General features: G+C 53.4%; 7 protein-coding genes. All 7 read right to left on the bottom strand.

The annotated features are described in order from the left end of the window. Positions 1-258 precede the first annotated feature (258 nt). The 7 genes from KTQ90_RS11390 to KTQ90_RS11360 all read right to left on the bottom strand — a co-directional run bounded on the left by KTQ90_RS11390 (position 259) and on the right by KTQ90_RS11360 (position 12045). Positions 259-1353 (bottom strand): Outer membrane protein SusF domain-containing protein, encoded by a 1095-nt coding sequence (locus KTQ90_RS11390; protein ID WP_217318540.1) that lies wholly within the window; start codon positions 1351-1353, stop codon positions 259-261. 86 nt (positions 1354-1439) lie between these two features. Further along, positions 1440-2591 (bottom strand): SusF/SusE family carbohydrate-binding protein, encoded by a 1152-nt coding sequence (locus KTQ90_RS11385; RefSeq protein ID WP_217318539.1) that lies wholly within the window; start codon positions 2589-2591, stop codon positions 1440-1442. A gap of 73 nt (positions 2592-2664) precedes the next feature. Continuing rightward, positions 2665-4299: a RagB/SusD family nutrient uptake outer membrane protein gene (locus KTQ90_RS11380; protein ID WP_217318538.1), complete on the bottom strand. Its 1635-nt coding sequence runs from the start codon at positions 4297-4299 to the stop codon at positions 2665-2667. A gap of 31 nt (positions 4300-4330) precedes the next feature. Then, positions 4331-7390, bottom strand: coding sequence for a SusC/RagA family TonB-linked outer membrane protein (locus tag KTQ90_RS11375; RefSeq protein ID WP_217318537.1), 3060 nt, complete (start codon positions 7388-7390; stop codon positions 4331-4333). 369 nt (positions 7391-7759) lie between these two features. Next, entirely contained in the window at positions 7760-9058 is a 1299-nt protein-coding gene (locus tag KTQ90_RS11370) for an SLC45 family MFS transporter (RefSeq protein ID WP_217318536.1), read from the bottom strand. Between the two features lie 85 nt (positions 9059-9143). After that, a complete protein-coding gene (locus KTQ90_RS11365; protein WP_217318535.1) occupies positions 9144-10172 on the bottom strand; it encodes a LacI family DNA-binding transcriptional regulator in 1029 nt (342 codons plus the stop codon). Between the two features lie 268 nt (positions 10173-10440). Next, entirely contained in the window at positions 10441-12045 is a 1605-nt protein-coding gene (locus KTQ90_RS11360) for a carboxylesterase/lipase family protein (protein ID WP_217318534.1), read from the bottom strand. Positions 12046-12184: the final 139 nt, after the last annotated feature.

Raw genomic sequence — 12184 nt, 5'->3', positions numbered from 1 at the left:
CAGACTGTAAATCTGCTGGCTATGCCTTCGGTGGTTCGAATCCATCACCACCCACAGAATAACAAAAGGTGTATCAACAATGTTGATACACCTTTTTGCTTTTAGGGGGTGCACTTGTCTCCGCTCGGCTTTGCCGCTTGCCAGAGCAAGAAGTGCACCAAAGAGTTTACCTTTTCACATCCCTTAAATATGAAAAAGCGGGATTGCGACCGATGCGCAATCCCGCTTTTTATTTTTTATATGTTTGATATCAAAAGTTTACCTTGCAGCGAATACGAACTCGCCGGTGATGTCGTTGAAGAACACGTTGTACTTGCCAGCCGGAACATTGATGTTATCGCCGCCATTTGTGCCAGTGCCGTAGTACTTCTCTGCTATGTTCACGCCAGCACCCCAGTTGTCGTCCCAAGCGCCGTTAGCGCGGAACTTCACTTTGGTATCCGCAGCGAAATCTACCTCCGCAGTCCAGTTGTGCGGTGCGGTAGCAGTCATATTCTCGTCGCCTCCCCATTCGTTGAAGTCACCGATGAGACCGATCTTCTCGAACTCTTTAGGAGTCTGGTTCTCGAGCTTTGTCCATGTGTACGACATAGTCTCGAAGTCGACCTTCAGTGTGTAGAAGGTGCCTGGCTCCGGACATACTATTGCTCCAGCATTGCTTGTCACAAGCTTGCCCGAAGCAGCTTTGTCGCCGTCGGTAGCTGCGCCGATACAGTTGTTCCAATCGCCGAAGTTGTTCTCGTCCCAAATCTTCAGATTGCCATCACCAGTCCACTGTGTGGTGTAGGTCTGTACTGTCTGGCTCTGTGGGTAGAACATGCAAGTCTTAACCTCTGGTTTCCAGCCCTGCAACGCACCTACGAGATAATATATAGGTGTGTACTCCGATGCCTTCGGAGTGAGCTTCAGTTCGATTGTTCCAGCCTTGATGAGTGCAGCCTGTCCGTCCTTCATGGCGTTCAGCAGCACCTCAGCGCTCATTGTGCGCTCCACAGGGCGTTTGCCGTAAGCTGCTACCACTGCGTCGAGCAGTTCGGCTGTGCAGGCACGTCCGTTTCCGCTCACGTTTACCGTAGTCTTTGCAGCGTTCTGTGCTGTCATTTCGAGTCGTCCTTTTTCGAGAGTCACGCCCTCGGGAAGAGTTGCGTCGTTGAGTGTGAACACCGTCACGCTGTCTGATGTAACCTGATCGAAGTCGATAGGCTGTGCCACTGTAGCAGTGAAGTTAGGCAGTGTGATAATCTCCTCCTGCGGGTTCTGCTGTGGCTGGCTCCAGTCGTCGTAGCTGTCGTCGCACGAAGCGAGTGCGAGTCCCATGAAGCCGAATGCTAAAAGCTTTGAAATATTTTTCATTTCCTTTGTCTTTTTAATGTTGAAAAGTTGCTTTGTACAAGTCTCGCAGGCAGAAGAACCTGCGAAACTTGTGAAACTTCATTTTCTTACTTGAGGCTACCCTTACCTGTTGCGAAGTTGAGGTAGAGCTTCTGGCCAACCTTACCTGCCACGCGGTCCTGGTCGCCGCCCTTGCCACGGTAAGCGATCTCGCCGTTGAGCACCATGAACTCAGAGTGCCACCAGTCGTTGCCCGGAATCTTAACGTAAGCACGTACACCAGCATCATCAGGTGTGTTTCCAGTGAATGCCGGTGAAACGAAGTCGGCGTCCATTGTTGTCGGAACCGTAAACTTGCAGTCCTCCGCCAGTTCGGTGTATTCGGTTTGGCCCATTGCTTCGCCGATGAGGTAAACGTTCGGTTCGTTGAACTCTACTGTGTACTTGATATCGCGTCCGCTTACAGAAGCAGTAACCACCATGAGGTACCACTGCGGAGTTGTAGAGCAGATGTTGCCGTCGTCGTTAGTAGAGATCTTGGCAGCGAGGTCGCCGGCTACGGTGATGTCGTTGTAGCCCTTCTGGTTGCCGTCCCAATCCTTAGCTGTGTTGATCTTAACGCCACCCTCGTCAATCCAAACCATGCGCCAGTACATCTCCGGATGGTCGTAAACCGGTACGAACTCGAAACTGTTGCCCCAGTCCCATCCGCAGAAGCCGCCTACAACGTAGAGGTGCTCAGGCATTGTAACAGGAGCCAGCGAGTAGTTGAGGTGAACGTTCTCAAGGCAGATGACGTTAGAAAGAATCTCGGTGTCAGCCACCGGCTCGCCGGTATCGGTTGTCATGTAGGCACGCATACGTACATATACCTTTACATCCATCGGGAAGTCGGCTTCGCTCTTGCCTGCGTTCAGCTCCATTGTGGTGAGTGTGCTTGCGAGCTGAGCTGCGTCTACGCTGCATACTGTATTAGGGAACGACTGGTCGAGTTCTACGAAGTCGGTCATATCTTCCTTCAGCGATACTTGCACCTTATACATGGTAGATGCAGGGAAACCGTAGTTAGGCTGCGAGCATGTGAACACTATTGCTGAAGAGTTGGTGAGGTCGATATTCGTAGCAGCCAGTGCCGGAGTGTTCAAACGAAACTCCGTCGGTGTTTTAACGATAGGATTGCTGTCGTTGTCGTCCTCGCACGATGTGAACATCACGAGACCCATCATGATCAGCAATGCCGATTTCAATATCTTTTTCATATTGCTTATGCTTGTTTGTTAGGTTGATTGTAACGGTGGAGGAGAGATTGTCGCTCTCCTCCGGACGTTGTTATTAGTTGGTGTAACCAGGGTTCTGTTTGAGGTTTGTGTTGCTCTGGAGCTGTGTCAGAGGAATCGGGTAGATGTTCTTGAATGCCTCGAAGTTCTTGCCAGCCGACTCGCCGCCTTTCCAGTCCCAGTTGTAGCCAGTGTTGCCACCGAAGAGGTTGAAGCGTACGAGTGTTGTGCGGCGCATACCCTCGAAGTAGAACTCGCGAGCCCACTCGTCGCAGATCTCGTTGAGCGAATAGCTGCTTGACTCGGCGCGAGTGCTTGCGTTGGCACGTTCGCGCAGCTTGTTAAGGATGCGTGTGCCTTCCTGCGATGTCTTGCCACCGTTGAGGCGAGCGTCAGCCTCTGCATAGTTGAGGTAAGCCTCTGCAGCACGCATGAACGGCCAGTCCATATCAGCGAAAGTCGGGTCGGCGTGTGTAGAGTTGTCGCTGTTGTAGTTGAGGAACTTGCAGACGCCGTAGCCCTCAGCCGACTTTGTGATGTTCTCAATCTCGTATGAGCGGCCCTCGCCCCAGAAGATAGCGCGGTCGTCGCCTGCCTGAGCAGTCATCTCGTAAGAAGGAACCTCAGGAGCAGATGTGCTCGGGAAGAACTTCTTGAGCAACGTAACGCGTGGGTGCAGACCGATCCACTGCTGACCTACCAAACCGTTAGAACCGGTCGGGTCGTTTGGGTTGGCGTGCATAGACGGATCGAAGCAAGCAGCTATGAGGAAAAGCGAGTTGCCGTAGCTTGCAGTCTTGCCAGAGATGTTCACGATAGGGAAGAGAATCTCCTTTGCGGCAGCAGATCTGTCGTTGTCGCCCATGAACACAAGCTGGTATGCGCTCCATCGACCTACAGATGTAGTGTTGATGTCGTACGGAGAGTCCATCACCTTCTTGGCGTAGTCCTTAGCCTTCTGCCATTCTGCCTTGCCGCTGTAAACCTCAGCGTTGAGGTAGAGGCGTGAGAGAAGCATCCAGCAAGCAGCTTTGTCTACACGACCGTAGTCGGCGTCGCTGCCGGTCTTCACTCTCGGTTCGGCGAGGTCGGGCTCGATGGCGGTCAGCTCTTCTACGAGCCACTTGTAGAGTTCTGCGCGCTCCATTCTGTGCGGTTTCTCGAGTGATGTAGAGAAGCCTACATTTCCGTAAGCGTCCATGAGCAGGTAGTACTGCATAGCGCGGAGGAAGCGGCACTCTGCTGTCTTCTGCTTGTCCTCGCCGCCTGCAACTTCGAGATACTGGTTGCAGAACGTGATGCCCAGAGTGAGGCGTGTGTAGTAGAGCTTCACCCAAGCGTGTGACGGGTCGAACTTAGCCGCGTTGAGCTCCTGCAGACCGTCGCCCCATGAGCATGTAGCCTCGTCGGTAGGCAGCTCGTTCATGTTGAACATAGCACGTACAAGACCGGTCATACCTGGGTCGTTGAATCCCTTTACGTCCGGATCGTCGTCGCTATTCGATCCGCTACCATTGCCGTTGATGCCGAAGTTGGCGTAACACTTGTTGAGCAGTCCGTCGTTGTTGACGTTGAGGTCAATCTTCGGGCTGATAGGCTCCTTGTCAAGGTCGTTGAGGCACGATGTCGAAGCGAGGCTGATGAGCAGCGCAGCGGCAGGTGCGAGAGCCGATTTTATATATCTTTTCATTGTCGTGAATCGTTTAAGTTATGTTTTTTGTTTAGAAGTTGAGGTTCAGACCGAACTGGAATGTGATAGGACGCGGATAAACGTTCTTGTCGATGCCGCTGTATACCTCAGGGTCGATGCCGCTGTACTTGGTGATGGTGAACACGTTGCTGCAAGAAGCGTACACACGACCAGAGATGCCCTTCCATGAGCCGCTCTTGAAGAGACGGTCGAACGAGTAGCCGAGTGTGATGTTGTCCATCTTCAGGAACGAAGCGTTCTGTACGAAGTAGTCGGAGAGCTTAGATGTGTTAGAGTCTGACAACCAGCCGAGGCTGCTTACAGAACGGTTAGCTAAGTAAGAGTCCTGGCACCATACAGCACTGGTAGTCTTCAGACGCTGTCCCTGCTCGAAGTTGTTGTACAAGTAGTTGCCGAGGCTTGCACGGAGTGAGAATCCGAGGTCGAAGTTCTTCCACTCAACGCGTGTAGAGAAGCCCATTGTGACAGGAGCCATAGAGCTCTTGTAGAGATAGCGGTCAGCTTCAGAGATGACGCCGTCGCCGTTGCGGTCTACTACTACGCCCTCAAGCGGTTTGCCGTTCTTGTCGTAAACCTGCTGGTAAACGTAGAACGAGTTGGCAGCGTAGCCAGTCTGGTAAGCGAGCACCTTGTTAGAAGAGTCGATGTTGTCGCCAGTCATTACAGGGTCGCCGTTGTCGCTCACGCCGTTGAGGTCGGTGATGCGGTTGCGGTTGTACGTGAGGTTGTAGTTCATCGTCCAGTACCAGTCCTTGGTGTTCACTGCTACGTAGTTCAACGAAAGCTCAACACCGGTGTTCTTCAACGAACCGATGTTCTGCAAGCCGCGGTCGGCAGAGCCGGCGAGTGCAGTTACAGGTGCGTCGTTGATAAGGTCTTCGGTCTTGCGTACGTACCAGTCGATGCTACCGGTGAGTCGCTTGCAGATACCGAAGTCGAGACCGAGGTTATACGTTGTTGTGGTCTCCCACTTCAGTTTGTCGTTGTAGTAGAGCGGAGTATAGATAGAACCGTCGCCGATAATCGGGTACTGGCCGAAGTTCTGTCCCTTCTTGTACTGCTTGAACCAGATGTAGTTGGAGATGCCTTCCTGCTGACCAGTCACACCGTAGCCGGCGCGGAACTTCAGTTCAGAGAGCCAGTTGATATCCTTGATGTTGTTCTCGTCCTTCATGTTCCATGCGAAAGCGAATGACGGGAAGAGTCCCCAGTGGTCCTTGAAGCGTGATGAGCCGTCGTCGCGCACCGTAGCGGTGAAGAAGTAGCGGTTCATGAGTGTGTAGTTGGCGCGTCCGAAGAACGAAACGAGATAGTTCTCGTACTTGTCTAAGTCCTTAGTGTCCTTGAACACCTCACCTGCATGTTCCGGGTGTGTCTGCGGGTAGTACTGCATCCACGAGTTGTTGTAGCGGAAGAAGAAGTGCTGGTACTCGTAACCGCCCATGATGTCGAAGTGGTGGTTCTTGCTGAAGTCCTTGTAATACTGAGCGTAGAGGCTGAGCAGCTCGTTGCGCTTGAAGTTCTCGTTGTCTGTGATGCCACCATAATATAATGTAGAGGCATAAGATGTAGGCTGCGACTCGTCCTCTGTGCCCTTAGCCACCTCAAGACCGAGAGTAGCGTGCAGACGCAGGTCTTCGAAACCGTGCACCTTATAGTCGATGTCAGCCGAACCGATGAACGATCTTACCTTCTCCTGCTTGTTGCCGAGTTCGAGCAGAGCGAGCGGGTTGGCAGGAGCGTCCTTGAAGCGTGTGAATGCCCATGACGGGTCGCCAAAGCCGCCTGCGGCGGTAAGCCAGTTGAAGTAGCCGCCGAAGTTCTGCAGTGTCTGCTGTGCGTTAGAACCGAGCATAGCGAGGTCGCGCTGCGATGTGTATCCGTACGGGCTCTGTGTCGGGTCGAACGAAACGGCATTGCCGATGGCAGCATTGTCAGCCTTCTTAGCCTTAGAGAACATGCCCTTGGCGTTGAGGTTGAGGTTGAGGTGGTTGTTCAGCAACGACGGGTTGAGGTTCACTGAAGCCGTGTAGCGGTTGTAGTCAGAGTTCTTCAAGATACCCTGCTGACCTGTGTAGCCGAGAGATACGCGGTAGGGCAGATAGTCCTTTACAGAGCCAGATACCGTTACGTTGTGGTCGTGGCTCACTGCCTTGCGGTAGATGAGTTCCTGCCAGTCGGTGTTGGCTGTACCGAGAGCCTTAACGGCATTGTCGTTCTCGTTGAAGAGGCTCTTGACGTAAGCACGATACTCGTCGCCGTTCATCACATCCTGAGTCTTCTTCTTCATAGAGAGCGATACAGAACCCGAGTAGCTTACCTCCGGCTTCTGACCCTTGTGACCCTTCTTTGTGGTGATGATGATGACACCGTTAGAACCGCGCGAACCGTAGATGGCTGTAGCCGAAGCGTCCTTCAAGACGTTGAACGACTCGATATCCTGCGGGTTGATAGTAGAAAGCAAGTTGGAGCCTGTGTTGCCCACCTTGTTGTTGTCCATAGGCACGCCGTCGATAACGATCAGTGGGTCGTTGCTGGCGTTCAGTGAAGAGCCGCCACGGATACGAATCTGTGTGCCGACGCCTGGCTCACCAGAGTTTGACGTAACGTTCACACCTGCCACCTTACCGGCGAGCATGTCCTGAGCGTTCACCACAAGACCCTTGTTCTTTGAGTCGGGCTTAAGAGCTGTAACCGAACCGGTAAGGTCCGACTTCTTCACAGCGCCGTAACCGATTACGACAACCTCGTTAAGTGTAGAGGAAGTGTTCTTGAGATGGATTGTTAGGTTCTGGCCGGCCTGCATCTTTACAGGTTCATAGCCGATGTAAGTAACTTCAATGGTCGACTTCTTGTCGGCATTGAGAGTAAAATTACCGTCGATGTCTGTAACAGTACCTAATGTACCGCCTACAACCTTGACGGAAGCACCGATAACCGGCTCGCCGGTTTCGTCTACTACGTTGCCTTTCACAACAACCTGCTGTGCAAAGGCGCTTGCCGATAGGAACAAGCCTGCTGAGAGCGTAGCTGTTCTGAGGGCATTAGGGAATTTAACCTGCTTCTTCATGTAGTTTTGATTTTATAATAAATTGTTTTTAGTTACAAACGTTATTAGGATCTTTCCATGTGCAAATTTATGATTTATATCAATTCGTTGCACTTTTTTTAATACAAATCTAATGTATAGTGTGTGTAAACGTTTACGCAAGCAAGATGGCGTGTCAAAAGTATTAAATAAAGAAATTTGAATCATAATAAAAGTCATCGTGCAGTGTACGCGATCCGATCGGACGGCGTACGCAATCCGATTGGACGGCGTACGGAATCCGATCGGGCGGCGTTCGCTGCACGATGACAGATCGCTATCAATTAAGGACTGATGTGTATGTGATTAACAATGGTTTGAGGGTGTTGCGGTGGCAAGGATACCACTGCGTTATTTTTTGATGCGGGCCACGCACAGGGCGCCCAGCACGAGCGACGCCGCAGCCACGAGCATCATGTTGCTCTGCACCGAGCCTACCATCGAGAGCAGCGTACCGCCGCACGCCGCAGCGATGATCTGCGGTATGCAGATAGTGCCGTTGAAGAGTCCGAGGTAAGCGCCCTTGTGTCCGTAGCCCTCAAGAGCGTTCGTTACGAAGGCGAACGGCATGGCGAGCATCGCAGCCCATGCGCAACCGATGAGCATGAACGGCACAGCGAGCAGGTTCTGGTCGTGCACGAACGGCACGAGAGCGAAGCCCACGGCGCCGATGACAAGGCTCAGCGCGTAAGCCGCCTTCTCGTTCTTGAAGCGCGGCAGAGCCATTGCCCACAGTACAGAGCCGATAGCCTGCCAGCAGAACATCACGCCAACCCAGTTGCCTGCCTCTTGATAGCCCTTCGATGCGGTGTCGGTGGTGTTCCATACGGTGTCGGCGATGGTGCCGTTGGTGTATGTCCACATGAACATGAATGCTGTCCAGCAGAAGAACTGCACGGCGCCCACCTTCCAGAACATCGACGGAGCGTTGCGCAGCAGTTCAATCCAGTTGGCTTTGCCTTCGTCCTCCTCGGGCTTCGCCTCGTTGTACTCGGCGTACTCCTGCGGGTTCCACTCCTTCACCTTCAGTGTGGTGTAGATGACGCAGAGGATGAGTATAGCGGCGCCGATGTAGAACGAGTAGATTACGGAGTCGGGTATGACGCCCTTCTCTGCCTCGTTGGCTATGCCGATGGCTGTGAAGAAATAGGGGAAGAGGTAGCCCACGATAGATCCGGCGTTGCAGAGGAACGACTGTATGGAGTAGGCGAGCGACTTCTGCTTCTCGTTAACCATGTCGCCCACGAGCATCTTGAACGGTTGCATCGCCATGTTGATGCTCGTGTCGAGGAACATCAGCGAGATGAGGCCGAACACCATTGCCGCGCCGACCGCCATGCCGAACGAACCGGAGTTTGGCAGCAGGCACATCACGGCTACAGCTACCGATGCGCCGATAAAGAGATAGGGAATGCGGCGTCCGAAGCGACACCATGTGCGGTCGCTGAGTGTGCCGATGATGGGCTGCACGAGGATGCCCATGAGCGGCGGCAGTATCCAGAAGTAGCTGAGGCTATGCGGGTCGGCACCAAGTGTGGCGAAGATGCGCGAGATGTTAGCGCTCTGCAGGGCGTACGCAATCTGTACGCCGAAGAATCCGAAACTGAGGTTCCACAGTTTCCAGAAACTTAGGTTTGGTTTTGGTTTCATTGTTATTTGGTTTTTTGGTTTTTCTTCTTAGGGTGCGCTTAGGCCGAACTAAGCCTTCTTAGGCCTCTTTAGGAGCTAAGCCTTCTTAGCTCTTCGTGCTCTCTCTCACGACGAGCCTTGTTCTTACGACGCGCTTCTCTATATGGTCGCGCGGCGTGATGCCCTCCACCTTGTCCATGAGTATGGTGGCTGCCTCTTCGCCAACCTTCGTTCCGCGCTGCTCTACGGTAGTGAGCTGCGGGTCGCAGGCGATGGCGCGCTCGCCGTTGGTGAATCCGCATACCGAGACGTCGTCGGGCACGCGGAATCCGTTGTGCTTAGCCGTGTACATTACGCCGATAGCCGTGTCATCGTTCACGCAGAAGAACGCATCGGGGCGGTCTTCGCGGCGCAGCACGTCGGGCGTGATGCGCTCGGCGTCTTCGCGGTTGTCGCAGACGAACACCAGCGACTCGTCGGGCTGTATGCCAGCCTTCAGCAGGGCGTCGTGATAGCCGTTGTAGCGGTTCTGTCCGAGCGCCGTCTTGCCCTTCATGCCGTAGAAGGCGATGCGGCGGCAGCCCGTCTCGATGAGATGCGTCACGGCGATGAACGCACCCTGATAGTCGTCAACTACCACACGGCTTGCGTCTACACCCGTGCAGATGCGGTCGTAGAACACGAGCGGTATGCCGCGGTCGATGAGCGACTGGAAGTGGGCGTAGTCCTGCGTCTCCTTAGCCTGCGACACGATGACGCCGCACACCTGATGAGCCTCGAACATCTGGCAGAGCTGCACCTCGCGGTCGTACTGCTCACGTGATGTTGTGGCGATGATGCGGTAGCCGCGCTTAGACGCAGCGTCCTCAATGCCGTTGAGAATGGTGGAGAAATAATAATGGGTGAACTCGGGCACGATGACGCCAATCACCTTCACCGGCTGCTTGTGAGAGTTGCGCAGCGACTTGGCGATGTCGTTCGGATAGAAGTTGTGCTCATGAGCATACTCGCAGATAAGCTTGCGCTTCTCCTCACTGACGCGTTCGCTGCCGTTGAGCGCACGCGACACAGTGGCTATGGACACACCGAAATGCTCGGCTATATCCTTCATCGTGGTTGGTTGCAGTTCAGACATTCGTTTGATTGGTTTTTAATTACGATACAAAGTTATCACATTATTTTAAAATAGGGCGCATGAGCGGCTCGCAGAATTTTTTTTATGTTGTGAAAACGTTTGCATAAGGGTACTTGTAGGGGGTGCACTTGTCTCAAGTGCACCAACCAAAATTCAAGTGCACCAACCAAAAAACAGCAAGAACGACATTATCTTGCTTCTCTTCAGAGCAGACAATGTGGTTCTTGCTGTTTTATGCGGTCTGTGATATTCTTTTATATGCGGAGTTCTACTTCCAGAACAGCTTATCCATAAGTTCGTAGCGCTTCTCCATGTTCGGGTCTTCCTTTACGAACGTGTTCACGTCGATCTGCAGCACAGGAGCTACGCTCTTGCCGTTGGTTGTAGGCCAGTCGACGAGTCCGAGTCCGTTCGGGTTGCCGGTCTTCACGAAGTTGACGTAGTAGTTGCTGAAGATGTCCGAAACGACGTAGTCTTCAGGCTGCCAGTCGAATACGCGGTTGGTGGGCAGTGTGCCCATAGCATACTCGATGTCGGCAGAGTGAACGGCGCCGGTAGCACGCGGAGCGGCAGGCGTGTCGTCGGTCTTGTCCTGAACGCCGCCCGCAAGACCAGCCACCTTGTCCTTCAGCAGCATGTCGGGACGCGGATGGCAGTAGCGGTAGCGGTAAACGGGCTGTCCGCTGGTGAGCTTGTGCATGTTGCCCCACTTCCATGTAGAGTAGTCGAGGAAGCAGTCGCCGCCGAGTTCGTTGCCCGGCTGTCCGGTTACGTCGGCGTCGGTGTTGAGTCCGTAGAGCTTGAAAAGCTCGTCGGTAGCGTCGCCAAAGATGTTGCGTGCCGCAGCCTTCAGGTTCTCAACGGTTGCCGGTTTGTTGCCGAGGATATACATGGCGTTCGCCTCCAGATTGTTGCCGCCGATGAGCAGCGGCACCTTGGTCTGCTCGCCATTGGCGAACACATCGTAAGGCTGCTTTGTCCAGAAATAGCCGTCTACGTTGTATACAGTGACGCCACTTCTGCCAGCCTTCTTCATAAGTTCCTCAGCCGGCATGGCGCGCAACTCCTTTAAGTTCTTGCAGCCTATCTTCTTTGCCATCTCCACGCCTCGTGCCTCAGCCTCTTTCAGCGTGTTCACCTTCTTCATTCCAATCACCGAACCGCTCGAACCCATAGCCTGGGCGAACAGTCCCTGGCACAAAGGCGAAGCCATGAGAGCGCTGACGGACATAGAACCAGCCGACTCGCCTACGATAGTAATGCGCTCGGGGTCGCCGCCGAAAGCGGCAATGTTGTCCTTAACCCATTTGATGGCAGCCACCTGGTCGAGCAGACCGTAGTTGCCCGAGCCTTTGTATGCGGTCTCCTTGGAGAGCTGCGGGTGGGTGAAGAAGCCGAAGATGCCCTCGCGATAGTTGGCTGTAACGGAGATGATGCCCTTGCGAGCCATAGCGTCGCCGGCATAGCGCGGTTCGCTGCCGCTGCCAGCTATCAGTCCGCCGCCGTTGAAGTAGATAAGAACAGGCAGATGCTCGTTCATGTCCTTTGCCGGTGTCCAGATATTGAGATACAGACAGTCTTCGCTCATCTTCTTCGTGCCGAAGTTCATGTCGCCGAATATATTCTCCTGCATAGGGTTGGGTCCGAACTCCTTTGCCTGTCGCACGCCCTGCCACTTTTCTACGGGCTGCGGAGCCTTCCAGCGGAGGTCGCCCACGGGCGGAGCAGCAAACGGAACGCCCTTGAATGTCTTTACGCCCGACTCGTTGACGCCTTCGAGTGTGCCTTCCGCAACATTTACTCTTGCGGGTTGCTGTGCGAACAATGCTCCTGCGAGCAGTGTAAGCACGAATGTAAGAAATGATTTTCTCATATTTTTTAGATTTTGATGTTATTTGGTTACAATCTGCAAATTTATCCTTTTTTAGTTAGAATCTGCTAAAAACTGATTAATATTACCTGTTGGCGGAATTAATTTAGTGCATACTTAATTCTGCCAATGGGCTTGTCGT

Origin of the sequence: Leyella stercorea (genome assembly GCF_019052365.1) — a bacterium.
In the GTDB taxonomy this organism is placed as follows: Bacteria; Bacteroidota; Bacteroidia; order Bacteroidales; family Bacteroidaceae; genus Prevotella.
Note: the sequence above shows the minus strand (reverse complement) of the source record. Positions and strands in the feature narration are given on the sequence as shown.

What these genes read in the sequence shown, in the direction of transcription:
- KTQ90_RS11390 (WP_217318540.1), bottom strand. Translation starts at nt 1,353, where the DNA reads ATGAAAAATATTTCAAAGCTTTTAGCATTCGGCTTCATGGGACTCGCA.
- KTQ90_RS11385 (WP_217318539.1), bottom strand. Translation starts at nt 2,591, where the DNA reads ATGAAAAAGATATTGAAATCGGCATTGCTGATCATGATGGGTCTCGTG.
- KTQ90_RS11380 (WP_217318538.1), bottom strand. Translation starts at nt 4,299, where the DNA reads ATGAAAAGATATATAAAATCGGCTCTCGCACCTGCCGCTGCGCTGCTC.
- KTQ90_RS11375 (WP_217318537.1), bottom strand. Translation starts at nt 7,390, where the DNA reads ATGAAGAAGCAGGTTAAATTCCCTAATGCCCTCAGAACAGCTACGCTC.
- KTQ90_RS11370 (WP_217318536.1), bottom strand. Translation starts at nt 9,058, where the DNA reads ATGAAACCAAAACCAAACCTAAGTTTCTGGAAACTGTGGAACCTCAGT.
- KTQ90_RS11365 (WP_217318535.1), bottom strand. Translation starts at nt 10,172, where the DNA reads ATGTCTGAACTGCAACCAACCACGATGAAGGATATAGCCGAGCATTTC.
- KTQ90_RS11360 (WP_217318534.1), bottom strand. Translation starts at nt 12,045, where the DNA reads ATGAGAAAATCATTTCTTACATTCGTGCTTACACTGCTCGCAGGAGCA.